The sequence below is a fragment of the Paenibacillus sp. 2003 genome, from assembly GCF_031455635.1.
In the GTDB taxonomy this organism is placed as follows: Bacteria; Bacillota; Bacilli; order Paenibacillales; family Paenibacillaceae; genus Paenibacillus; species Paenibacillus amylolyticus_B.
The window spans coordinates 298,930-324,464 of the sequence record NZ_JAVDTB010000001.1; the positions used below are offsets into that span (position 1 = coordinate 298,930).

Below are 25,535 nucleotides of genomic sequence, written 5' to 3' on the forward strand. Positions count from 1 at the left end.
CTTAAAGCCTCCGGGACACGCTCTCGGAGGCTTTTCCTTGAATTAAACAATGTAGTGCTTTAACTTTGCAGGGTGATAAAGGAATTTGATGAGCTGAATTCAACACTTCAGTGCATATTGCCCTTGAAGCAGATAGAGAATACTGATATCATAGCGATAATATTCACTTTGAGTGCATTTTGCACAAATCCATAGAGTGACTTTCAATAAGTAAGATATAGATCAAAATGATTCAATTTGTCTATATCTTATACCCGTGAGCGATTCTAATCGAATTGTGCAAAATGCTGTTTGTATGTCAGAGTTACGGATGGAAAGGGCGGGGGATTTTGTGACAAAAAGAGCGTATAATTTTAATGCAGGACCTGCGGCGTTACCACTTGAGGTACTGGAGCGTGCACAGGCGGAATTTGTAGATTTTCGTAATACAGGCATGTCGATTATGGAGATGTCTCACCGTGGAGCGGTGTACGAGTCTGTACATAATGAAGCTCAGGAGCGGTTGTTGTCGCTTCTAGGCAATCCAAAAGGATACAAGGTTCTCTTTCTGCAGGGCGGTGCAAGCACTCAGTTCGCGATGTTGCCAATGAACCTGCTCGGTGCAGGGCAGACTGCAAGTTACGTGATGACTGGCAGCTGGGCCAAAAAGGCTCTGTCTGAGGCGAAGTTGATCGGCGAGACACATGTTGCTGCATCTTCAGAAGCAGAGAAGTTTATGAAATTGCCGGACGTTTCGAATCTGAGTTTGCCAGAACGTACGGCTTATGTACATCTGACTTCCAACGAAACGATCGAAGGTACGCAATTCAAGTCGTTCCCGGATACCGGTTCAGTACCTCTGATTGCGGACATGTCGAGTGATATTTTCTGTAAACCATTTGATCTTAATCAGTTTGGCATGATCTACGCGGGTGCACAGAAGAACCTGGGTCCATCCGGAATTACGGTTGTAATTGCTCGTGAGGAACTGGTGAGTGAATCGCCTAAAACGATTCCAACCATGCTTCGTTACAGCACACATGTAGATAACAACTCCCTGTACAATACGCCGCCATCTTTCTCGGTATATATGGTGAATGAAGTATTGAAATGGATTGAAGAACAGGGCGGACTGGCTGGTATTGAGCAAAAAAATACGAAAAAAGCGGAATTGCTCTATAACACAATTGACGCTTCCGGCGATTTCTACCGTGGTTGTGTGGAACCAGAAGATCGTTCCCTGATGAATGTAACCTTCCGTCTTGCTTCTGAGGAACTGGAGAAAAAGTTCATCAAGGCATCAGAGGAAGAAGGATTTGTAGGTCTGAAAGGACATCGCAGTGTGGGTGGTCTCCGTGCCTCCATTTATAATGCTGCTCCTTATGAGAGTGTTAAGGCACTGACAGACTTTATGAGCCATTTCCAGAAGACAAATGGATAATTAGTATAGGTACGGTGTAATGGACCTTCGTGTCTTGTCCTGTGCCTTACCAGAGCCTTCCACATTGACGTGTGGAGGGCTTTTCTTTAAGATTAGAGGGTTGCCGTCAACATGAAAATGAAAAGGAGATTGAACACATATGGCTTTACACATCGTTCTGGTTGAACCAGAAATTCCGGCGAACACAGGCAATATTTCGCGTACTTGTGCGGCAACCGGTACCCATCTGCATCTCGTACGTCCACTTGGATTTCGAACAGATGATGCTACATTGAAACGTGCAGGGCTGGATTACTGGCATGCTGTTCATATTGAATACCACGACTCATTTGCTGAGGTTCAGGAAAAATATTCGGGAGGTCGTTTCTTCTACGCAACTACGAAGGCCAAGAACCGATACAGTGATTTTAATTTTCAGGATGGAGATTTCCTCGTTTTTGGTAAAGAGACTAAAGGCCTGCCACCTGAATTAATTGCTGCGAATCCCGATACATGCATGAAAATGCCAATGACTGGTGACGTTAGATCATTAAATCTGTCCAATTCGGCAGCAATTATTGTATATGAAGCGTTGCGCCAGCTCAATTTCCCGGGGTTAGAAGGATAAATTGAGGTTATAAATGACGGCTAGAATTCGGTAAAAAAACATTTTTCAAAAAAAAGGACAAAAAATGTTTATTTCCAGCAGGATTCGACAAAATCTTGGCGAATCTATAAACATAGTACAAATGTACCTAGAAATTTAGAGTAAGATAGGAGAGGTGTGCCGTAGCTATGAAGCCAGCTGGAGTAGTTCGCAAAGTTGACCAATTAGGTAGGATCGTATTGCCTAAATCTTTGCGTAAAAGGTATCAAATGAATGAGGGAGATCCTGTAGAAATCTTAGTACAAGGGGACCATATTATCTTGGAGAGATATCGTCCAAAATGTATTTTCTGCGGATCCATCGAGGAAGTCAACGAGTTCAAAGAGCGTTACATATGCGCACAATGTTTAGATGAAATGACTCAGCTTCCACAACACGGATAAGAAGTAACGCCATGGGTTTATGACCCCCGTGGCGTTTTTTTTTTGTTTTATTCTCAATCGGATGGCATAATTGCAATTTGAAAAAAAGATAAAATACGTAGACTAACGCTGGGTGTAAAGGGGTAAAACCTCATTCCAGACAGCATTCAGGATGCCCTGCATATTTTCTTCCTCACTATTAATACATATGACAGCTTCCTTTGAGGGAATTACGATACACAATTGACCATAGGCTCCATCGGCGCGATAAGCGCCATGAGAACACATCCAGAACTGATACCCGTAACCTTTTCCCCAATCTCCGTCTCCGGTCGTTTCGATCTGCTGGGACGTAGCCTGTCTGATCCAATCCGCAGGTACAAGCTGTGTGCCTTCCCAAAGGCCCTCCTGCAGCAGTAATTGTCCAAATCGACTCAATTCCTCATTACTTATCCAAAGACCTGCACAGCCAAGTGTTACCCCCAATGGAGAGGTTTCCCACTCTACATCATGAATGCCAAGTGGATCAAATAACCTTGGAGTCAGGTAATCTTTCACGGTTTGGCCGGTAGCAGCCTGTAGCATGGCTGAGATCATAAATGTATCCCCGCTGCTATATGTAAATTGTTCTCCAGGTACCTGGTCCAGAGGCAGCGACATGTAATATTTCGCCCAGTCCTTTTCGGTCAATGAAGCTCGTTCATCAGCCCAAAGAGGGGGAGAGTCATGGCCCGAAGACATTCGGAGAAGATCACGCAGTTTCAATTCCTGCGGCGATGGGAGATTGCGCTGTGCAACGTTTACATGATCATAAGAGAAATAATCACCAAGTGTCGCATCCAGATGTAACAGACCTTCTTCAAGCGCAAGACCAACGGCCATACACGTGAAGGATTTACTGATGGAATGTTGTACCCTGCGCTGATCCTTATCCCGGTCCCATTGGGCAAGCAAATGCCCTTTTTGTAATATGCGAATGGAAAAAACATTCAATTGCTGCTCAGTAATTGTATGAATGAAACCTTTGAGTTGCTCAGACATATTAACCTCCCTAATATCAGGTGAAACCTGAGTAAAATCGGTTGGTGAAACGTTTCCGTAATTCGAATGCAAAATCAGAACCCATGTTAGTATAAACCTGGTTTGGTGTCAATTAAAGTTGTAATAGCACTGACTAAATTTTCATTTTTTCGTAATAATAGTGTCTTTCGACGCAAATTTAGACTTGAAAAATCATTTTTTCGAGAAAAAAACGCGAAATTTGTAAAAAGGTTATTGACAGGATTTACTCATCGGGCTTATGATTTATTCGAAACGATTCGAAGAAATCGCTTCCACATAAAAAGTGTTGTAATGAAGTCCATGTGAATCAACGTTGGCTATGTTTTGAAACGATTCGAGAAAAACGTTTCGATAACCCATCGTAATACAAGGGAATCTACAACAGCCTGCAATCCAACGCCAGAGAAACGAATGAGTAAAGACAGCAGGCGATGATGAGAGGGGTTACATTATGGCACATATAACGATCGAAACCGGATCACCAACCTTATGCATGAACACCAGCATACATGTTGTGTCCAGTGACTCCGGAGAGACTTCAGGCGGTACACTATATCTGTTGCACGGGGCAGGCGATAATGCGAGTACCTGGCAGCGGTTAACCACAATTGAGATGTATGCAGCGCAATATGGCTGTACTATCATTATGCCGGAAGCGAATCGAAGCTATTACACCGATATGGAATACGGCCTGAATTACTTCCACTACATCACTCAGGAGTTACCTGAAGTATGCAAGCGTCTGCTCAATCTGAATCCTGATCCGGAGAAAACATACGTCGCCGGTTTATCCATGGGTGGATATGGTGCACTGAAATGTGGACTAACTTATCCAGAGCGATATCGCAAAGTAGTGTCTCTATCCGGCGTAACGGATATCCAGACACGACTTCATGATCCCCATATGCCAGCGACCATGATCAAGGAAATGAAAGCGGTTTTTGGAGAACGTTTACAGGTGAAAGCCGATCAGGATATTTACGCACTGTCGGCCAAGCTGCTGGAAAAGGGTGTTCCTTTACCGGATATCCTCAGTTGTTGTGGCGATAGTGACCCCTTCGTAGAGATGAATCGCGACTATGCGAAATACATGCAGGGGACTGCCTTTGATTTTCGGTATGTGGAGACGCCGGGGGCTCATGAATGGAGATTTTGGGAGCACCACCTGAGAACGATGTTTGATTTTCTGTACAACGACAAGACCATAGTAGAGTGAGGAGATGCAATGTGAAACCTGCAGCCGAAGGACCTAGCAAAAAGCTGAAGGGAAACGTGAAGGGCAATTCGCTCTGGACTGAAATCTGGAAGCACCGAATGACATACACCCTGCTTATTCCGGGGCTTGTCTGGCTAATTCTGTTTGCCTACATGCCGATGGGTGGCCTGTCTCTGGCATTCAAAGATTACAAGGCCAACCTGGGCATCTGGGGAAGTCCATGGAGCGGATTCGAGAACTTCAAATATGTTTTCCGTGATCCAACCTTTATCGACGCAGTATGGCGTACGCTGTACATCAATATTCTGAAACTGATTATTCAGTTCCCATTCCCGATCATTCTGGCGCTGTTGCTGAATGAATTGCGGATGCGCAGAGGGAAAAAATTATTCCAAACCGTTCTTACATTCCCGCACTTCCTGTCCTGGATCATCGTATCCGGGGTAGTCATCAATGTGCTGGCATATGACGGACTGGTAAACAGCGCGCTCGGATTACTCGGATTGCCAACGATTAACTTCCTGGGGTCTGAATCCAACTTTGTACCAATGTTGCTGTTGACTGATATTTGGAAATCAAGTGGATGGGGCGCGATTATATTCCTGGCTGCCATTTCCGGTATTGATCAGGATCAATATGAATCAGCACAGATTGACGGGGCTTCCCGTATGCAACAGATGTTCAAAATTACTTTACCGAACATCCTTCCAACCATCACAATCATGTTTATTCTGTCGGTTGGTGGATTGATGTCTTCCGGGTTTGACCAGATCTTTAACTTGGCAAATGCCGCTACCAAAAATGTATCGGAAGTACTCGATGTATATATCTATCGGATTACGTTCCAGTCATCAACCGATTTCTCATTCTCGACAGCGGTCAGCTTGTTCCGTTCCCTGGTGAATATGGCCTTGCTGCTTCTTGCTGACAGATTTGCCAAGTGGCTTGGCGGAGACGGTTTGTTCCGATAAGAGAGGAGGAAAAATGAGATGAGCAAGAAAGCTAACAAAAAACCGAGAATTGGTACAGAAAAAATGACACTTCTCGATTACATTATTTTTGCCGTATTACTCGTGCTTGCCCTGATGATCCTGATTCCGTTCTGGAATGTCATCATGATCTCGTTTGCAACACAAAAAGAATATGCTGACAATCCATTTTTGATGTTCCCTAAACAATGGACATTGGATTCCTACAAGGCATTGTTCGCTGACGGAACGATTCTGTCGGGGTACAAAAATACAATTATATTGCTAGTCATCGGCTTGCCACTCAGCTTGTTCCTGACAACAAGCATGGCATATGGCCTTAGTCGCAACAAATTTCCGTTTAAGAAATTTCTCTTTTTCCTAGTACTGTTCACCATGATCTTTAATGGTGGTATCGTACCGCTGTATCTGATCATGAAATCTCTTCATCTTACAGGTACGCTGTGGTCTGTTATCCTGGCGGGAAGCTTCAGTGCTTTTAACATGATTCTGATGATGAACTACTTCTACACCTTGCCTGAATCACTCATGGAATCGGCGAGACTGGATGGAGCAGGCGAGTGGAGAATTTTGTTCTCCGTTGTTCTTCCGCTGGCTACACCAATTATGGCTACAATCACGTTGTTCTACGGTGTGGCTTACTGGAACAGTTGGTATGATGCGATGATATTCCTTCGAAAAGCGGATCAGTTACCGCTCCAGAATGTACTCCGAAATATTATCGTGACATCTACGACGAATGCATCCAATGCATCCAGTGTGGATGCTGCCCAGGCAAGCAACTTCTCAATGGGCATGAAGATGGCAGCCGTATTTGTCACCATGGTACCAATTATGTGTTTCTTCCCAATGCTGCAAAAACACTTTGCCAAAGGGGTATTAACAGGGGCAATCAAGACCTGATATACGTATAGGATTTTGCAATAAAATTCTACTAAAAAACATGGGGGTAAAACATGAAAACGAACAAAAAGTTGTCAGTAAGAGCTCTCTTTGCCATCACGCTTAGTGTAGTTATGCTGATGGTGACCGCTTGTTCCAGCCAAGGAGCTTCAGGTGGTAACGAAAAAGATGCAGAGGGAAATTACAAAGACAATCTGACCATCTCTGTAGCTAACCTGACAGAAATCAAAAACGGGAACCTGGATAATGACTTCCACAAGTTCTGGACAGACAAATTCAATGTAACTTGGGACTACAACTATATTGATTGGGATTCATGGGGCGAGAAGCTTCGTCTGTGGATCAACTCTGGCGACTTGCCGGATGTAGCAGTATGGAACTACGTACATGGCGATGCCATTAACAGCATTGAACAAGGTTTGTTCTACAAATTCCCGGATGACTGGAAAGAACGCTGGCCTAACGTGGCAGCAGCTTACAATTTGACGGGTCTTGGAGACAAGTTGGAAGAATTGACGGGTGGAACATATGTCCTTCCTAGACCAATCTACTTCGAGAACAAACCAGCTGACCCACTGACGAACCAAATTGGTGTCATTGCGCTTCGTAAAGACTGGGCTGAAGCGGTTGGTTTTGAACTGAAAGATGCTTATACAACAACCGAATTGAATGAATATGCTGCGCTAGTGAAAGAAAAAGATCCAGGCAAAGTGGGTAACAAACTTGTACCTCTGTCCTACAATGCGGCAGATGCCATGACAAACATGATTATGCCAAACAGTGTGCATGCCATGACTGACTCTCCGTTCTACAAAGGTGAAGATGGTAAGTTTCACTGGGGACCAGCAGATCCTGAAACGCTGACAGGACTTAAATTGATGCAAAAAGCCTATAAAGATGGACTGCTCAATCCTGAGTTCTACACATGGAAAAACAATGAAGGTCAAAACAACTTCAAAGTAACAGGTACAGCTGCTGTAACAAGTCTGGGCGGACTGGCTTCGTACAGACAAGGTCTGGATTCCGATATGAAAAAAAATCTGGGTGTAGATAGTGATGAACTGGTACACACAGCAATTGTAGTAGGCGATGACGGGAAATACCGTAACATGGAGCAAGCCAACTTCTGGTCTGCATTGATCTTCAATCCGGACATTAGTGACGAGAAATTCGAACGGATCATGGATCTGATCGATTACTCCGCAACAAAAGAAGGACAGTTGCTCATCAACATGGGCTTTGAAGGAAAAGATTGGAAATATGATGAAAACAATGAACTCGTTAGCTTGTTGCCGGAAGGAACGGTATTGGAAGATAAATATCCAGCACGTTTCGAAGGTCTGTATCTGCTTGGTGACGACTTCAGTGTTGTAAACCCTGCAATCAAAAAAGATTACCGTGATAGAGCCGTGAAATTGTTCGAAGAAAAAGCAAAACTCGGTACAGAAGGCAAATCGCTTGCACCATACGATTGGGATGTCAACCTGTACGATTCCAAAGCTAAGAGTCAGGCTTCATTCGACTACCAGAATGAATATGCCAACTTGATCCTCAAAAACGGAGATCTGGAGGCAAACTGGAAAGAATGGGTAAACAGTAAAATGTCCCTGGTTCAACCTTATCTGGATGAGCTAAACGATAAATTCTAGTAATCATTCAGGAATTAATTTTGAACCCGGTGCGCGGTCTCTCCCCGAACGCAGCCGGGTTCTTTATTTCAACAACTTGTAGTGGAGGATACGATCAGATGAATAACGAGCAGTTGTTAGAACTGGTAAAACAGATGACGTTGGAGGAAAAAACAGCTCAGCTTCTTCAGTTGACTGCCAACTTTTATGAAGGAACAAATGTTGAAGGTCAGATCACAGGGCCTATGGAAGAGATGGGAATTACGGAGCAGTCCGTGGATGCCAGTGGGTCCATTTTGGGGTTGTCCGGTGCGCAGGCAATCATTGATGTACAGCAAGCTTATATGAAAAAAAGCCGTTTGGGCATTCCGCTTTTGTTCATGGCTGACGTAGTTCATGGATTCAAAACCATTTTCCCGATTCCATTGGCGATCGGTTGTTCATGGGACACAGAACTGGCGGAGAAAAGTGCTGAAATTGCAGCACGTGAATCAGCTGTATCCGGTTTGCATGTTACCTTTGCACCGATGGTGGATCTGGTTCGTGACCCGCGCTGGGGCCGTGTGATGGAAACGACAGGAGAAGATCCTTATCTGAACAGTTTGTTTGCGGCTGCGTTTGTACGTGGATATCAGGGCGATAGCTTGAAGGATGAGCCAGATCGTCTTGCAGCCTGTGTTAAACACTTTGCGGCATATGGAGCGGCTGAGGGTGGTCGGGATTACAATACGGTGGACATGTCTGAGCGTAACCTGCGTGAGTATTATTTGCCAGCGTACAAAGCAGCATTGGATGCGGGCGTGGAGATGGTTATGACTTCGTTCAATACGGTTGACGGTATTCCGGCAAGTGGCAATGAGAAGTTAATGCGCGGCATTTTGCGTGACGAGTGGGGCTTTGATGGTGTATTAATCTCGGATTGGGCTTCCATTCGCGAGATGATTGCGCATGGTGCTGCGGAAGATGATCGTGAAGCGGCATATCGTGCCATTCGCGCAGGAGTAGATATGGAGATGATGACACCTTGTTATGTGCATCATTTGCCTGAACTGATTGAGAGTGGTGAAGTGGAAGAGAAGCTCATTGATGAAGCCGTTCTGCGAATTCTGCAACTGAAAGAAAAGCTGGGATTGTTCGATAACCCACTTCGTGCAGCTGATCCGGAACGTGAACGTGAGATTGTATTCTCCAAAGAGCACCGTCAGGTATCGTATGAACTGGCAACCAAATCGGCTGTCCTGTTGAAGAATGATGACAGCGTGCTTCCACTTCAACCTGACGCTAATGTAGCCCTCATTGGTCCTTTTGCACAGAGTCCTGATATTCTGGGCTGGTGGTCCTGTGAAGGAGTTAAGGAAGATGCAGTTAAGTTGGGAACAGCTCTGCAAGAACGCCTGACAGGTGGGAAAGTTCAATTTGCTCAAGGCAGTAATGTTCATACGATTACAGCTGAGCAGATTGCTGAAGCCCTGGAAGTGGCAAGCAAAGCAGATCTGATTGTCCTTGCTCTTGGTGAAGACTCCGAGATGAGTGGGGAAGGTGGCTCGCGCACGGATATTCGTCTGCCAGCAGCCCAATTGGAATTGGTTAAACAGCTCAAAGCAGCGGGAAAACCTATTGCCAGCGTTATTTTCAACGGCCGTCCATTGGATCTGCATGGTGTAATCGATGAATCGGATGCTGTTCTTGAAGCCTGGTTCCCAGGTAGTGAAGGCGGGGCAGCGATCGCAGATGTTCTGACAGGTGTAGTGAATCCATCCGCACGTCTGACGATGTCCTTCCCGCAGTCCGTAGGTCAGATTCCGGTCTATTACAACCATTTCAATACAGGTCGTCCACTGAACCCGGAGAAGACGGAAGAACGTTATGTCTCCAAATACATTGACAGCCCGAATGAACCTTTGCTTCCGTTCGGTTATGGTCTCTCATACACTTCGTTCTCTTATGGTGATCTTGAAGTGTCAAGTAATGAGATGACTGCCGAAGAGTCCCTGAGCATTCAAGTACGTGTAACGAACACGGGTGAGCGCGCAGGTGTGGAAACCGTTCAGTTGTACGTTCGTGATGTAACGGGTGAAGTCGTTCGTCCTATGCGTGAGCTGAAAGGATATGTGAAACTTGCACTGGCACCAGGCGAGAGTGGTACAGCCACGTTTACGTTAAATGAAGAACAGCTTCGTTATCACCATTCCGACTTAAGTCACCGCAGTGATCGGGGCGAGTTCCATATTCTTGTGGGTGCAAACAGTCGGGATACTCAGAAGAAATCATTCAGACTTGTTTAATCCGGTGAATGTAAAGAGTAATGTGTCAGGCCTTTTGTTATGGAAGGCCTGATAAACATAACAGGGGAGCGAAGAATGTGGTCAGTATCAAGGATATCGCCAAACAGGCGGGAGTTTCCATCTCTACTGTGTCATATGCGCTGAATGGCAGCAACAAAGTGACCGATGAGACGAGTTCCAAAATTTTGGCCATTGCCAAAGAGCTGAACTATGTTCCAAATGCCGCAGCAAGAACACTGAAGAAGAGGGAATCCAAAATTCTAGGTGTATTCTTGACCGATTTTAGAGGAGATGTGTATGGAGACTTGCTGAGTGGCATGAAAGCCGTATGTAATGCTCAAGGCTATGACCTGATCGTATGTAGTGGTAAACAATCCCATCGCATGCTTCCAGAGAGGATGATTGATGGTGCGATCATTCTGGATCATACGTTTGCAAGTGAGGAACTAATGCAGTATGCCGATCGTGGGCACAAAATCGTTGTATTGGACCGTGAGATGGATCATCCCAACATTAATCAGGTTCTGCTGGATAATAAGGCCGGGGCAACACTTGCGATGGAACATCTTATTGAACAGGGACATAAGAAAATCTACGTGGTGACAGGACCGGAAGGTTCATTTGACTCTGTGCAGCGGTTAAAGGCTGTGAGACAGGTTGCGGAACGTGAAGCTGATGTGGAATGGATTGAGATCACGGGAGATTTTGAGAAGAGTGGTGGAGAACAAGCCGCAGATCAGATTGTGCAGGTGTATGATGGACCCGCAGCGGTATTCTGCCTTAATGATGAGATGGCTATTGGCTTGTGTGATCGTCTGGCAGACAGTGCGCTTGGCGTTGGTCAGGAGATTGATGTCATCGGATTTGACAATATTGAATTGAGCAAGTATGTCCAGCCGAGATTGGCAAGCATTGATTATTCCAAACGCAAGTGGGGATCGCTCGCTGCTGAACAATTGATCAAAATTATTGCTGGAGAACCCGTCGATCATGAACGAATTTATGTAACATTAGTTGAGGGTGGGTCGGTGAGTGGGCCTATTTCGTCTGATTCGGTTATATCCATGCGGAATGACCAGGCGGTTAGCTATTGAACCCGAGTACAGCAAGAGACAAGGCTTAGAAGAATCGAATCATTCTTTTAAGCCTTGTCTCTTGCTATTTCGAGGATGAAGCAATAGAAAAAGCCTCTCCGGAGAGAGGCTTGGCCCTTACAAACCTTTTGTTTTGTCATTGTTGTAGGATGAAGTGAGAATGCCTGTAATGAAGAGAGTCAATACGATTGCAATAATCCAGAATGTCAGTGAAAATGACATACCCTTCGCACCTCCTGCACAAGCTCATTTTCTTCTATTATAACCATTATAGGTAGAAAAGAAATGCTTCACCCTATTATTTGTAAAATAAAAAGTGTGTGGGCACCGGTCTGAGGCTGCCATCTGAAGGGTTATTCACGACCCGATTATTCAGAATAAGCGATGATGATCCACCGCCATCCAGATTATAGGCGTCGATCACCCCAAGCTTGTACAACCGCCCTTGCAACTCTTCAAGGGTAGCACCGGAACTTCCGCCCTCATTATATCCGTCAACTACAATAATCAATAACTGATCATCCTTATAATTGCCAATGACTGTACGTGGTGCTCGTTTGGGTGATACTTTCCATTTTTCGGGAATTGCGGTTTTGCGTCCATTCTGTAGCAGCACGGGTACAAACGTAGCCCCAAATTGTGGTTGCAGGCGATCCAGTGAGTTTTTGTCGAAGAACTTGCCTCCAACCAGTTTGCCGGCATCGTTAAGTCCTACAAAAAACAGATCTTTGAAACTGGCCTGGAAACCGTTCACGTATTTCCCGTCCATGACGGTTGTGCTAAGTGGATAACGTTTGCCGCCACTGTCAGCAAATCCACCTGCGTTGATTCCGGCAATTGCGCCGTTACGCTTCACAGCCTGCATGGTCGTCTCAGAACGCCCAGGTTCACTGTCTAGAGCCATCTGCATGGCCGTAGGGTCTTTTAGCTTGATCTTCATGGCATAGCCCTTATAGCTGCCAGGATTCACTCTGTACATTTCAATCGTTAGCCGGTCACTGTTTACCCGTTCAAATGGAACGCCAAGCTTGGATGAAATCCGTTTGTTGTAGATCGTTTCCGGACGATCCGCTTGGGCGGAAGCCTTCTGCACAAGTGTAGACATCGTACTTGTTGTTTTATTATAGAGCTGTGTCGTTCTTTTAATAGAAGAAGAAGTCTGGACAGCAGCATCTTTTGCCCCCGCAAGCTCTTGGCTAATTGCTTGGGTCCGGGGTGTAATCGTATCCTCTGACAGTTCGGTAGGCATCAAACCTCCGGGTTCAAGTGGAGGACGAAGCAGCAGCAGGCATAATATCAATCCAACAAAAGGAGCGAGTGCAAGCATAAAAAAACGATTAACCTGTTTGACGGGTGTAATCATTTGAGCAGGTCCATCTTTTTCTGGAGTGTCTCCAGTTGTTTTTTGACTTCGCTCAGCTGGGTATACAGTTTGTTGCTGTTATCCGTTTTGTCACTTGCATTATCCTTGGTGAAAGTCAGCAATTCATTGAAGGATTGAACCTGTCCCTGCAGGTCTTCTACTTCCTTTGATATCGTTGTTAGCTGATTTTCGTAGTCGGTTTTTAGCGCTGCAATCTGCTGCTGATTATGGGCTTGAAGCTGGTTAATCATCTGTTGCTGGAGATGGTTACTATAATAGTAGGTTCCAACGACTCCTAGTGCAATGAGAACAATCCACATTACCAGAAACAGCTTGATTGAAGATCCAGCCTTGCCTTTGGCGCTCCGGGTGTGATGGATGTCAGAGGACGGGGCAGATGGTTTCATATCATCACTCCTGGTCATTAATAGGTACAAAAAAATTTCCAGTCCTCATTCTATCATGCCCCTATTGATTACGCAAAAATGAAATTCTTTACTTAATAGAGTAAAAAGAGATTGCATCGGAAGGAAGTCCTAGGATACAATTTCTTATAGATGCAATAAGTAGGAACTTTGGGCAGGTTTTTCGACTTTTTTAGATAGAAATGCAGGAAATTTATACTATATTTTGACCTTTCCGGGGATGGGAAGATGGACGTCATGGTGTTTTTATAACAAAATACAGTGAAAATAGAGCTTTTTTATCGGCTGCCTCCTGTATTTTTCTGTTTTTCGACATAATCCGACCTATGCTTCTTCTATACTCGGATTGTCGCATAGACGATGAAATCATCATGACAGAAGCTAGAAGTTATTTGTCCAATACATAACAGGGGGAACAACAATGAAAAAAGTATGGCAGGTGGTCATCATAGATATCCACCCCACCAGCATGCTCGGTACAAAATTGATTTTGGAAGAGCAGCAAGATCTGACGGTACGTGGCATGACTTCGACCGGAACAGAAGGGCTCGATCTGGTGAATATTCACCAGCCTGATCTGATTCTCATGGATTATCGTCTTCCAGAGGGCCAGGCAGATCAATATATTGCCCAGATGAAGAATCTGTCAGCTCACAGTCACATCATCATTTTGACGGATGAAGACAATGTGAAGCTGTTTCGTCATCTGATGAGTCTTGGTGCAAGCGGCATGTTATCCAAACAGGCTTCCCCTAGCCAGCTGATTCATCTGATCTCTGGGTTACGTGAGGGCCATGTGTCCATTCCATTGTCGTGGTTAAACAGTGCGGAGTGGGCGCAACCTGTGGAGTCTCCGACAGAAGCGCGTGTCATTGAATTAACAGAAACCGAAACTTTTATCATGGAAAGAATTGTTCAGGGTGTAACCTATGATAAAATAGCGAATGAGATCAACGTTAGCAGACGTTCCATTGATAATTACCTGCGTAAAATATACGTGAAGCTGGAAGTAAGCAGTAGAGCACAGGCCATTGAACGTTATGCCTTGCATGCAAGACAAGTGAAGACGGGATCCTGACGAAACAGGTTTGTTCTTCCCATGTCACAACAGTTCTGTATGCATCCGGTCATATTCGATGGCGAGCAGGAATAGGTTGTAGGGCTGTGGACTGCGAGTACAGTTTCGGAATAGGGACGAAAGGGGAACGGATCGATGAAATATTTCTTTGCTTCCCGTACCAACAGGCTTTTGTCATCACCACTGAGGGATATACGTGAGATGTCTGGCAGGGATTATTTCATTTCTCTGGCAGAAGAATTGCCTGCTGAGGAGTTGTTTCCTTTCAAATTGTTGGAAGAAGCAGCCGTGTCTGTCTTTAGTTCAGGCCCCTCCGCATTGCAATATGGAGAGCCAGCAGGCTACACGCCCCTAAGAGAGTGGTTGAACAAAGACTGGAATGCACGCAAAGGCATACGAACGGTACCCGAGCAGATTCTGTTGACCACTGGTACCCAGCAGGCCATTGATCTGGTGATGCGTCTATTGCTTGAGCCAGGAGATTCTGTACTGGTTGAACATCCCACATCTCCAGGCTGTCTTGAGGTATTGGAGATGCAAGGAGCCAAGATTGTGCCCGTAATGGGTGATCGGGACGGCATACTGCCAGACCTTTTGGAGCATCACATGCAGCAGGTTAGACCGAAGCTGCTTTTTGCTGCACCCAGTTTTTCGAATCCGACCGGTGCTTTGTGGAGTATGGAGCGGCGGGAGGCTGTCCTTGAGCTGTGTTCGCGCTATGGTGTACTGCTTGTGGAAGATGATTCTTACGGAGAGCTCCATTTCGATGGTCTTGAGCCAACGGAATTCTATCGGCAGTATCCTTCACTTTTTGCACTGGATACTGCCGATCAGGGTGGACATGTTCTCTACATTGGTTCGTTCAGCAAAACGGTAGCGCCCGCTCTTCGAACCGGATGGGCTGCTGGACATCCTGCGCTGATTCAGGCAATGGCCTCGGTTAAACGAATTGCTGATGGTCAGTCCAGTCCGATGAATCAGCGGCTGTTGTATCAATTGCTTGCCCATTCCCCTTTTCGTTGGAGTGATCACTTATCCATGTTGAATCGGGAGTATAAGACAAGACTCAAACTGATGCTTGAACTGTTGAAAAGACCTGGCTGGAAAGGGTGTCAGTACAACATCCCTGAGGGCGGAATGTATCTGTGGGTACAGTTGCCGGAAGGACTGGATAGTGGCGCTCTGCTTAAGGCGGCTTTACCCAAAGGTGTATCTTTTCTTCCTGGATCACTATGCTCAACAGGTGTACAGGATCAACGTTACATCCGATTGAACTTTAGCCATCCGGGCCGGGATGAATTGCTGCTTGGCATGAACCTGATCAGTGAAGCCATTTCCGAATTTACGGCTCGTAGCTAAGTCAGATCAAAAATAGATTTTGTAGCAAAAATTAAAATTGGTTCATGACCAAAGTGATTACGTTATTGCATCCACTAACATTTTTATATATAATATGAATTAATGAGTTGTTGGTTTCTTTATATAAGCTGCAATGGTGGCCGGTTCAGAAAAAGCACTCATATATCTTATCTAACGGGGGAAAATTCAACATGTCTAATATTTTATTTGTTAAAGCAAATGACCGTCCTGCTGATCAAGCAGTCAGCGTTAAATTGTACGATGCATTCTTGAGCGCATACAAAGAGTCCCACCCAGGTGACACAGTTACTGAGTTGGATCTCTACAATACAGATATTCCTTACTATGGCAACACTGTAATTACTGGTGGCTACAAAGCTGCAAACGGCATTGAAGCAACTGCCGAAGAGCAAAAAGCTGCAGCACTGGCTGCACAATTGCAAGATCAATTCTTGGCAGCAGACAAAGTGGTATTTGCATTCCCGCTCTGGAACTTCACTGTTCCGGCTCCATTGGTGAACTACATTTCCTACCTGAGCCAAGCTGGTAAAATGTTTAAATACACAGCTGAAGGCCCTGTAGGTCTCGTAGGCGACAAAAAAGTGGCATTGCTGAATGCTCGTGGTGGCGTTTATTCTGTAGAGCCAATGGCATCTGCTGAAATGTCCGTTAAATATGTAACTAATGTATTGGCTTTCTGGGGTATTCAAAACCCTGAGCTGGTTATCGTTGAAGGACACAACGCTGCTGCAGATCGTGCTGAAGAAATCGTTACTGCAGGTCTGAAATTGGCTTCCGAAGTAGCAGTAAACTTCTAATCGCAATCATTTATATATAACACATTAAAACACCTGTAGTCTCCAGTGGAGATTACGGGTGTTTTTTTGCATGCTCATTTTTTCGCATCCGTTACTCCAAGCGATTCCGTATCAGATATGGCCTGTATTTTTCAAGTACTGCTCCGCTGTTTCAGCGATGTGCGCAAGGTCGTCCTTATTTTCACCAGATACAGAATACGTTACATCGAGTTCATTAATGGTTCGTTCAATCATATCATTATCCTCAAGCATGTGTGCATGCTCGGTTAACGCCTGTACTCCCTTAATTGTCAGAATATACTTTCCACGGGAGAGGCGTTCAAACCAGCCATAATAATTTTTTTGCAGAATTGCTGCGGCAGAACCGACACCGGTCTGTCTGGCGAGGATGGCGGGAGAGGCTTCTCCGTTCGTTCGCAGAGCGGATGCGACCCGTAAGGCCTTCTCTCGATATGCCGTGACCAGCTGTCTGCGTGTGCTGCCTCCCGTATTGTAGTCTCCGCTGCGTTCGTCGAATTCCTTAAGCAAACGTTTCCGTCGAACACCGTTTTTGCGGGCAAGTTGATTGTGGCCAGTGAGGGGGGGCCGTGCTGACGGTTCGCACAGTACATCAATCAGGGGGGCTTTGGTTTTGTAAAATGTGACAGTCAGCAGCCCCAGACCAAGCTGTCTGCATAGTGCAGCCAGTTCGCTCCAGCGCTGGTTCACGGCTCCGCGTTTACTGCGATTACGCTCGACGGCCAGATACACGAACGGGCTAAGCTTTAAGCGCTGCATACCCTGTAACAACAGGGAGAGGTTAAATGTTTTTTTCATCTCCACAATGAGTGGTTCGTCCTGGTCCGATCTGACCCCTACGAGGTCACAATGTCTGACTTCCGCTTTGACGTCGAAGCCACGCTGCTCGAAGAAAGCCTTCACAGGCGAATATAATTCGGTTTCGTATTTCACTGCCATCGTCCGTGCTCCTTTCCAGAAGTGCCTGTCTCTGACCATGTGTTGTCCGTTATCCTGAATTTAGAACCCTCATTATATCATATTCGTTCTTTTTTTTCTGAAGGCACAAGATGTCTGATAGAACAGGGAAAAGCCAAAATTCGAAACGGTTGATTGAAAAAAAGAGGTCAACTTATCCGAATTGCCGCATAGGTATGTAATACACTTTTCACAACAAAACAAGACGTTTGGACAGAGGGTGGCGGGACTACACAGGACCGCAAGATTGGTATTCAAGCAGGAGCCGCAATTCTATTGATTTCTTCATACCATTCGGAATGGTTGACAATCACACTAAAGGAGCCATGGGAGGTACCAAGCATGAATATTTTTGAACGCGTTGCGGAACATCGGGCAGAGAGTGACCGTTTGACATGGAACGGAACATTTGAAGATTATATTGCACTGCTGAGAGAGGACCCGACTCCGGCAATGACGGCTCACGCCAGAGTGTATGAGATGATTGAATCGTTTGGCGTGGAAGAAGTAGGTGGGCATAAGCGGTACAAGTTTTTTGAACAGGAGATCTTTGGACTGGATCGTTCGATTGAAAAGCTGGTTGAAGAATACTTCCACTCGGCAGCACGTCGTCTGGATGTACGTAAACGGATCTTGCTCCTGATGGGTCCCGTAAGTGGAGGGAAATCGACGCTGGTGACGCTGCTGAAGCGGGGGCTTGAGCAGTTCTCGCGGACAGAGAAAGGTGCCATATACGCCATTGATGGATGCCCGATGCATGAGGAACCGCTGCATCTGATTCCACTGGAGCTCCGTCCTGAAGTGGAAAAGGAAATTGGAGTCCGTATTGAGGGTAACCTTTGCCCATCCTGCCAGATGAGACTCCGTACCGAATATGGTGGTGATATCAGCAAGGTGCCGGTGGAACGAGTCATTGTTTCCGAAGATAATCGCGTGGGAATAGGAACGTTCAGTCCATCCGATCCGAAATCACAGGATATTGCCGATCTGACGGGGAGTATCGACTTCTCCACCATTACGGAGTTTGGTTCCGAATCCGATCCACGTGCCTATCGTTTTGATGGGGAGTTGAACAAGGCAAACCGTGGGTTAATGGAGTTCCAGGAGATGTTGAAATGTGATGAGAAATTCCTGTGGAATCTCCTGTCGCTCACGCAGGAAGGGAATTTCAAAGCAGGACGCTTCGCCTTAATCAGTGCGGATGAGATGATTGTGGCGCATACGAATGAATCAGAGTATAAGTCATTTATCTCCAACAAGAAAAATGAGGCACTGCAATCCCGGATGATTGTCATGCCGATTCCGTACAATCTGAAAGTGTCCGAGGAAGAGAAAATCTATGCCAAGCTCATTCAGCAAAGTGACATGAAGCATGTTCATATTGCACCGCATGCACTGCGGACTGCAGCCATTTTTTCCATACTTACCCGCTTGAAGGAAACGAAGAAACAAGGCATGGATCTCGTTAAAAAGATGCGCATGTATGATGGTGAAGAAGTGGAAGGATACAAAGAAGCCGATCTTCGCGAGATGCAAAATGAGTATTTGGATGAAGGGATGTCCGGCATTGATCCACGGTATGTCATTAACCGGATTTCCAGTGCTTTGATCAAGCAAAATCTTCAGTGCATTAACGCGCTGGACATTCTGCGGGCGATCAAGGATGGTCTGGACCAACATGCTTCGATTACAAAGGAAGAGCGGGAGCGTTATCTGAACTTCATTGCTCTTGCACGCAAGGAGTATGATGAACTGGCCAAGAAGGAAGTGCAGAAAGCATTTGTGTACTCATTCGAGGAATCCGCAAGAACGTTATTCGAGAATTACCTCGATAACATTGAAGCATTCTGCAACTGGTCCAAGATTCGTGACCCGCTCACGGATGAAGAAATGGACCCGGATGAGCGTCTAATGCGATCCATTGAGGAACAGATCGGGATCTCCGAGAATGCAAAGAAAGCGTTCAGAGAAGAGATTCTGATCCGAATCTCGGCATACTCCCGCAAGGAGCGCAAGTTCGAATACAGCAGCCATGACCGTTTGCGTGAAGCGATTGAGAAGAAGTTGTTTACCGATCTGAAAGATATCGTCAAGATCACAACCTCAACCAAAACACCGGATGCAACACAATTGAAACGTATGAATGAAGTCATTAAACGCTTAATTGAGGAACATGGATACACCGCAGCCAGTGCCAATGAACTGTTACGTTATGTAGGCAGTTTGCTTAATCGCTAATCGGCAACAAACCATTCCGGATCAGGCTCCTGATGCCTGTTGTGAGGCTCCTTCACAGCAGGGTCAGGGCCTTTTTGATTACATGAAGGTCATATTAATCTAAAAAGCTGACAAATAAGGTTAATTTTAAAGAGAATTAGTTCTAATGGTATATGTATATTTAGGTATTTTAGTCTATAATCAATACATATATTTACAATTTAAAGTAATTTAGTGTTTATTAAGGAGCTGACTGAACCAGATATGAGCAGTATTTCCGCAACAAGACAGAAGCAACTTGATTACATGGGATTAACCGCAGGGGATCTAAAACTGCTTGCCGATCATCGGCCTGTTTTTAAAAAAGTCGTTAATGAAGTGGTAGATCATTTCTACAATCATGTGGGGAATTATCCTGAATTGGTAGATCTGATCGCTCGATTCTCTACCATTGATCGTCTAAAAGAAACACAGAAGATGTACTGGTTATCGATGACAGATGGAATCGTGGACGACGCATATATTGAGCAACGGATTGCGATTGGGCTTGTGCATTCCCGTATTGGCCTGTCGGAAGATTATTATCTTGGTACCTATATGGTATACCTTGATATTGCAACGAGCATATTCCAACAGGTTATCCCTGATTCCTGGCATCTTGTCATTCAGGCGCTCAGCAAAATGTTCAATCTGGATTCACAGCTTGTCCTTGAGGCATATGAGAAGAAAGAAAAAGAAAAGTTACATCAGCTTGCCGATGACCAACAACATACATTGCAGGCGATTACGCAGATTACTCAAGAGCTTACAGGCATGATTAGTGAATTAAATGAAAGTGCAATGGCTATATCGAATGTAGCCAAAGAAACAGCGGCTTCTCAGGATCAGGCTCAGGTTCTGCTCACGGAATTAACAGGGGAGATCCAGCAGATCGGAAAAATGGGTGAACTCATTCGCGAGATATCGGATCAGAGTCATCTTGTCGGTCTGAATGCAGCGATTGAAGCTGCTCATGCAGGAGAGTTTGGACGTGGCTTCGAGGTAGTTGCCAGTGAGGTGCGCAAGCTTGCAGCCAGTTCCCGGGATGCCCAGGGTAAAATTCAGTCTAATCTGGAGCAGATCATGAAGAAACTGAGCAGTGTGCAGCAGGAGTCGGATCATACGTCTCGCGGAGCACGTAGCCAAGCTTCACGCTCGGCTGAACTCGCTGTATTTGCAACAACAATGGAGAAACTGTCTCTGGATTTGAAGAATCTGGAACAGCAGGAATAGAGCTTAAAAGCATTAGGAACCTTCCATACCGTTTCAGGCTGTTTTAAGCTATAATGGGTAGACAAACCTGCCGATGTTATAGAAAATGCAGCCGGAGACAGGGGATTCGAAAGAGGTTGAGGTGATCAGATGGCTTCTATCCATGATGTAGCCAAGGAAGCGGGAGTATCTGTTGCAACCGTTTCCAAAGTGATAAACGATTATCCTGATGTAAGTGAAAAAACACGCAAAAAAGTCAATATAGCCATCGAATTATTGAAATATCAACCCAATGTGGTCGCACGTGGACTTGTCAAACGCCGTTCATGGACGGTGGGAGTACTGTTAACGGTTCCGTTTACGAACCCTTTTGTGTCGGAGTTGCTGGAAGGGATCAAGACAGCGCTGGAGAACAGTGGATATGATCTGGTCCGGTTGTCCACTCGATTCGATGATCCGGCGTACTCGTTCATCAAACATTGCCGTAGTCGTAATGTGGATGGCGTTGTGGTATTCGGGGAAGGCAGAGAAAACGCGAGTATTCAGGAACTGGTGGATGCAGAGATTCCAACGATGTTTGTTGATACGGACATGTTGGGCAAACGTGCCGGTTACATTACTACGGATAACGCGAACGGGATCTCAATGAGTGTCAAACATCTGTATGAGCTAGGACATCGCAAGATTGCCTATATCTCAGGGACACTTGGACCTGCCGTAGCCAATCTGCGATTGGAAGGATATCGGGAAGGGCTGCGAGAATGCGGCATCCCATATTCTACGGTATATCTGGAAGTCTGCGATTACTCATTCGACGGGGGAAGCAAGGCTGCCCGGAGATTGCTGGCACTTCAGGACCAACCAACGGGAATTGTCTGTGCTTCAGACATGTCTGCCTTTGGTGCGATTCATGAAATTGAAAAGCATGGACTGAGTGTACCAGAAGATATCTCGGTTGTCGGGTTCGATAACACGTATTATGCTGAGGTATTCAAACCGGGGTTGACCACGGTGAATCAGAATATCTATTCCATCGGCATTAAGTCCATCGAATATCTGATTGCCATGATCGAGAATCCATCTTATTCTCCTCCTGTGGTGACAGAACCTTCCAATCTGGTCGTCCGTCAGACGACAGCACCCTTAAAAGCCTAAAAACGTAAATAGTAAAGATGTTTACACGAAGCACAGCTAATAAGCTGTGCTTTTTGTCGTTCTATATCTCATTTGGAAACATATGGTTTATGGAGTGGTGCAAGTCCTATAGTTTAACGGGTAAACAAAGTTTACTGGCAATCGTATAATGAAAGTGCTTACAATTTTCTGTCCATTAGCATCTATCCATCCTGTATAACGATCTTGTAAAAGGCTGGCACATGGCAGAGCAAAGGTTATTCTTCACAAACAACGAACCAAGGAGGAGATCGGATGCATTTGAGAAAATGGTGGAGCTTGTGCTTGTCGGCTGTATTGATCTTCAGTTTGTTCCCAAGTGTGGGAACAGGAGGGACACGTGCTGCGGCTGCGGACGTTAAGACTGTCGATGATGGAGTACTGTTCGAGGCTAATTTTGAAGATGGTGTGTTGGGACAATGGCGTCCACGTGCGAGTGAAAAGCTTGATATCGTAACGCAAGTAGGTCACGACAGTGCACGCAGCCTGAGAACTTCTTCCCGTACCGAAACGTTCCATGGACCCTTAATTGAAGTAATAGACCATGTACAGAAGGGCAGCACGGTTCATATTTCGTTTTGGGCCATGTATGATGAAGGACCGGACAGTCAGGTCATTAACGGTTCACTGGAGAAAGAGTACAATAACGACGCTTCAAGTCGAGAATATGCTACGTTTGCCTCTGCAACTCTGAACAAGGGACAGTGGAAAAAAATCGAGGCAGATGTGGTGATTCCTGGAGAAAATAGCGGCATCACCGGATTCCGCATGTATGCAGAGACACCTTGGAAGACGTCAGCGGAAGTGACGCCGGCGGATACGATTACTTTTTACGTGGATGATGTACTGATCACGGAAGCCGAAAAAATTGAGATAGAGCCGAACATTCCGAATCTAGTGGATGTTGTGGGACAACACTATGCAATGGGAGCGGCAATTGACCAGTCTGCACTGGATGCGGAAGATCCGCATTCCCAGCTGTTGACGAAACATTTTAATAGTATTACAGCTGGAAACTTTATGAAAATGGATGCGATGCAACCTCAGGAAGGACAGTTTGTCTGGTCAGAGACAGATCGACTGGTGAAGTTTGCCGAAGCAAATGACATGGAAATCAGAGGTCATACGCTGTTATGGCATAGTCAGGTGCCAGAGTGGTTCTTTACAGATCCAAACGATGCATCGAAACCTGCCACGCGGGAACAGTTGCTTGCACGGATGAAAACCCATATTCAAACCATCGTGACCCGGTACAAAGGAAAGGTTCATACTTGGGATGTCGTCAATGAAGTCATCTCAGACGGAGGCGGCTTGCGGAATGAAGCCAGTAATTCCAAGTGGAGAGATATTATTGGGGATGTAGATGGCGACGGAGATGACAGTGATTACATTGAGCTGGCTTTCCGTTATGCACGTGAGGCTGACCCCGATGCTGTACTGGTGATTAATGACTATGGAATGGAGGGCAATGGAAACAAGGTGAATGATATGGTGAAGCTTGTAGAGAAGCTGCTTGCCAAAGGAACACCGATTGATGCGGTTGGATTCCAGATGCATGTGTCGATGTACGGACCGGATGTAAAGCTCATTCGTGAGGCTTTTGAGAAAGTGATTGCTCTTGGTGTGAATGTACAGGTTACAGAGCTGGACGTTTCGATCTATTCAAGTAATTCCGAACTGGAGATGCCTGTCACAGATGAATTAATGTTGCAACAAGCTTACCGTTATCGTGAACTGTTCGACCTGTTTGACGAGTTGGGAAAACGCGGCGTAATGGACAGTGTTACCGTATGGGGACTTGCGGATGATGGTACATGGCTTGACAACCATCCAGTCAAAGGACGCAAAGATGCACCATTGTTATTTGATCGTAAATTAAAAGCGAAACCGGCCTATTGGGCACTGGTGGATGCTACCACCCTTCCGATCTATCGTAATGAATGGACAGCATTGAAGGCCAGCCCTTCTTTCCCGAATCACAAAGGACAGGAAGATATTCTTTGGGGTGCTGTGAAAGGACTCGAAATTAATCACCTGGCAGATGGTACATCTGCGGTTACGGGTGAGGCTCGTATGATGTGGGATGACAAAAAGTTGAATTTACGAGTGGAAGTGAAGGATACCACACGTCGCAAAGGGGATCAGGTGCAGGTTTTCCTCGCGGAAGAAGTCAAGGGGACAGGCGCTGCAACTTCTGAAGCTGATCTGTCTGCCAAGAAGAAAAATCCGCCGTCTGCAAATGGTCAATATACATTTAAACGGGATGGCGGTAAAGGCAAAGATAAAAATACTTACAACGTACAGGAGACAAAAACCGGTTATGTTGTATACGCATCACTTCCTATGTCAGCTGTTTTACTTACAGAAGGCCAGGTCTTGTCTCTGGATTTTCGGATTACGGATGAATATGCTGCTGGAAAGACAGCGACCATCGTTTGGAATGATATTTCCAATCAACAGCCCGACAAACCAGCCAACCGGGGCAAACTGAAGCTCGGTTCTGTCTTGAAACAAACCAAGGTCACTTATGGCAAACCTGTCATTGATGCAAAAAAGGATAACGTCTGGAAAAAGGCTGCATCTGTTAAGACGGATGTCTGGGTGGTCGGAAACTCAGGTGCAACGGCGACTGCGCAACTGTTATGGGATGAGAAATACCTGTACGTATTGGCAGATGTGAAGGATCCTTTGCGAAGCAAATTAAGTTCTAATGCACATGAGCAGGATTCGATCGAGATTTTTATCGACCCGAGCAAAGATCAGACAACATTCTATCAGGAGGATGACGCCCAGTACCGGGTCAATTTTGATAATGAGACTTCTTTTGGTGGAAATGCACGGAAAGAAAGTTTCAAATCAGCTACCCGATTAACAAGCGGAGGGTATACAGTTGAAGTGGCAATTCCACTAGATAGTGTTCGTGCTGAAGGGCAAAGATGGATTGGGTTTGATCTTCAAGTTAATGATGATGGCGCGGGAGATGGCAAGCGAAGCAGTGTGTCCATCTGGAGTGATTCATCAGGTAATTCTTATCAAGATACTTCCGGTTTTGGCAGTCTGTTACTGACTCGTAAATAGAATATTTAGTTGTGAATTAGAATATGAGAATGTTAGCTATTCAACATTGTATATCTGGAAATAAGTGTTGATTTTAAAGGCTGGGACGTTTAGACTATATACATTCAAATAAACGGGTCCAATGTATGACAACGGCTTCAACTAAGTCTGTTGTCACGAGTCAAATGATGCGGAGGGAGTGCCTGTCATCCAG

The 25,535-nt window shown here is 45.5% G+C and carries 20 protein-coding genes; 16 read left to right on the forward strand and 4 right to left on the reverse strand.

What is annotated here, in order from left to right:
- Positions 1-331 precede the first annotated feature (331 nt).
- From serC to J2X75_RS01580, 3 genes are all read left to right on the forward strand, one after another.
- Positions 332-1,420, forward strand: coding sequence for a 3-phosphoserine/phosphohydroxythreonine transaminase (serC, locus tag J2X75_RS01570; RefSeq protein WP_253432862.1), 1,089 nt, complete (start codon positions 332-334; stop codon positions 1,418-1,420).
- 139 nt (positions 1,421-1,559) lie between these two features.
- Positions 1,560-2,027: a tRNA (uridine(34)/cytosine(34)/5-carboxymethylaminomethyluridine(34)-2'-O)-methyltransferase TrmL gene (gene trmL, locus J2X75_RS01575; protein WP_310333913.1), complete on the forward strand. Its 468-nt coding sequence runs from the start codon at positions 1,560-1,562 to the stop codon at positions 2,025-2,027.
- Positions 2,028-2,194: 167 nt separating this feature from the next.
- Positions 2,195-2,449 carry an AbrB/MazE/SpoVT family DNA-binding domain-containing protein gene (locus J2X75_RS01580; protein WP_036610032.1) on the forward strand — a complete coding sequence of 85 codons (255 nt, stop codon included), beginning with the start codon at positions 2,195-2,197 and terminating at the stop codon, positions 2,447-2,449.
- 102 nt (positions 2,450-2,551) lie between these two features.
- On the opposite strand, the gene J2X75_RS01585 is transcribed toward J2X75_RS01580, so the two are convergent.
- Complete coding sequence (locus tag J2X75_RS01585) at positions 2,552-3,469, reverse strand: serine hydrolase domain-containing protein (protein ID WP_310333915.1); 918 nt, start codon at positions 3,467-3,469, stop codon at positions 2,552-2,554.
- Positions 3,470-3,941: 472 nt separating this feature from the next.
- Between J2X75_RS01585 and J2X75_RS01590 the strand changes: the two genes are divergently transcribed.
- From J2X75_RS01590 to J2X75_RS01615, 6 genes are all read left to right on the forward strand, one after another.
- Positions 3,942-4,706, forward strand: a complete 765-nt coding sequence (locus J2X75_RS01590; RefSeq protein ID WP_307538225.1) for an alpha/beta hydrolase — start codon at positions 3,942-3,944, stop codon at positions 4,704-4,706.
- An 11-nt stretch (positions 4,707-4,717) separates the two neighbouring features.
- Positions 4,718-5,677 (forward strand): ABC transporter permease, encoded by a 960-nt coding sequence (locus J2X75_RS01595; RefSeq protein WP_017689585.1) that lies wholly within the window; start codon positions 4,718-4,720, stop codon positions 5,675-5,677.
- 18 nt (positions 5,678-5,695) lie between these two features.
- The gene (locus tag J2X75_RS01600; protein WP_124113723.1) at positions 5,696-6,598 is read left to right on the forward strand and encodes a carbohydrate ABC transporter permease; all 903 of its coding nucleotides are present in this window, start codon (positions 5,696-5,698) and stop codon (positions 6,596-6,598) included.
- Between the two features lie 53 nt (positions 6,599-6,651).
- Positions 6,652-8,247, forward strand: coding sequence for a type 2 periplasmic-binding domain-containing protein (locus J2X75_RS01605; protein ID WP_124113724.1), 1,596 nt, complete (start codon positions 6,652-6,654; stop codon positions 8,245-8,247).
- Between the two features lie 98 nt (positions 8,248-8,345).
- Positions 8,346-10,511 carry a beta-glucosidase BglX gene (bglX, locus tag J2X75_RS01610; RefSeq protein ID WP_310333920.1) on the forward strand — a complete coding sequence of 722 codons (2,166 nt, stop codon included), beginning with the start codon at positions 8,346-8,348 and terminating at the stop codon, positions 10,509-10,511.
- A gap of 77 nt (positions 10,512-10,588) precedes the next feature.
- Positions 10,589-11,605: a LacI family DNA-binding transcriptional regulator gene (locus J2X75_RS01615; RefSeq protein ID WP_310333922.1), complete on the forward strand. Its 1,017-nt coding sequence runs from the start codon at positions 10,589-10,591 to the stop codon at positions 11,603-11,605.
- 298 nt (positions 11,606-11,903) lie between these two features.
- Here J2X75_RS01615 and J2X75_RS01620 read toward each other — a convergent pair whose 3' ends face one another.
- Positions 11,904-12,968 carry a phosphodiester glycosidase family protein gene (locus tag J2X75_RS01620; protein ID WP_124113727.1) on the reverse strand — a complete coding sequence of 355 codons (1,065 nt, stop codon included), beginning with the start codon at positions 12,966-12,968 and terminating at the stop codon, positions 11,904-11,906.
- Positions 12,965-13,375: a uroporphyrinogen-III C-methyltransferase gene (locus tag J2X75_RS01625; RefSeq protein WP_017689578.1), complete on the reverse strand. Its 411-nt coding sequence runs from the start codon at positions 13,373-13,375 to the stop codon at positions 12,965-12,967. Before J2X75_RS01625 ends, J2X75_RS01620 begins: the two co-directional genes overlap by 4 nt.
- A gap of 439 nt (positions 13,376-13,814) precedes the next feature.
- Between J2X75_RS01625 and J2X75_RS01630 the strand changes: the two genes are divergently transcribed.
- The 3 genes from J2X75_RS01630 to J2X75_RS01640 all read left to right on the forward strand — a co-directional run bounded on the left by J2X75_RS01630 (position 13,815) and on the right by J2X75_RS01640 (position 16,648).
- Positions 13,815-14,471 (forward strand): response regulator transcription factor, encoded by a 657-nt coding sequence (locus tag J2X75_RS01630; RefSeq protein ID WP_017689577.1) that lies wholly within the window; start codon positions 13,815-13,817, stop codon positions 14,469-14,471.
- 135 nt (positions 14,472-14,606) lie between these two features.
- A complete protein-coding gene (locus J2X75_RS01635; protein ID WP_310333925.1) occupies positions 14,607-15,830 on the forward strand; it encodes an aminotransferase-like domain-containing protein in 1,224 nt (407 codons plus the stop codon).
- A 191-nt stretch (positions 15,831-16,021) separates the two neighbouring features.
- Entirely contained in the window at positions 16,022-16,648 is a 627-nt protein-coding gene (locus J2X75_RS01640; protein ID WP_310333927.1) for an FMN-dependent NADH-azoreductase, read from the forward strand.
- A 111-nt stretch (positions 16,649-16,759) separates the two neighbouring features.
- On the opposite strand, the gene J2X75_RS01645 is transcribed toward J2X75_RS01640, so the two are convergent.
- Positions 16,760-17,605, reverse strand: a complete 846-nt coding sequence (locus J2X75_RS01645) for a DUF2161 domain-containing phosphodiesterase (RefSeq protein WP_310333928.1) — start codon at positions 17,603-17,605, stop codon at positions 16,760-16,762.
- A 360-nt stretch (positions 17,606-17,965) separates the two neighbouring features.
- On the opposite strand from J2X75_RS01645, the gene J2X75_RS01650 reads away from it, so the two are divergent.
- The 4 genes from J2X75_RS01650 to J2X75_RS01665 all read left to right on the forward strand — a co-directional run bounded on the left by J2X75_RS01650 (position 17,966) and on the right by J2X75_RS01665 (position 25,342).
- The gene (locus J2X75_RS01650) at positions 17,966-19,861 is read left to right on the forward strand and encodes a PrkA family serine protein kinase (protein ID WP_036610009.1); all 1,896 of its coding nucleotides are present in this window, start codon (positions 17,966-17,968) and stop codon (positions 19,859-19,861) included.
- Positions 19,862-20,104: 243 nt separating this feature from the next.
- Entirely contained in the window at positions 20,105-21,112 is a 1,008-nt protein-coding gene (locus J2X75_RS01655; RefSeq protein WP_307538207.1) for a globin-coupled sensor protein, read from the forward strand.
- 129 nt (positions 21,113-21,241) lie between these two features.
- Positions 21,242-22,246 carry a LacI family DNA-binding transcriptional regulator gene (locus tag J2X75_RS01660; RefSeq protein ID WP_307538205.1) on the forward strand — a complete coding sequence of 335 codons (1,005 nt, stop codon included), beginning with the start codon at positions 21,242-21,244 and terminating at the stop codon, positions 22,244-22,246.
- Between the two features lie 273 nt (positions 22,247-22,519).
- The gene (locus tag J2X75_RS01665; RefSeq protein ID WP_310333932.1) at positions 22,520-25,342 is read left to right on the forward strand and encodes an endo-1,4-beta-xylanase; all 2,823 of its coding nucleotides are present in this window, start codon (positions 22,520-22,522) and stop codon (positions 25,340-25,342) included.
- The last annotated feature ends 193 nt before the right edge of the window (positions 25,343-25,535 follow it).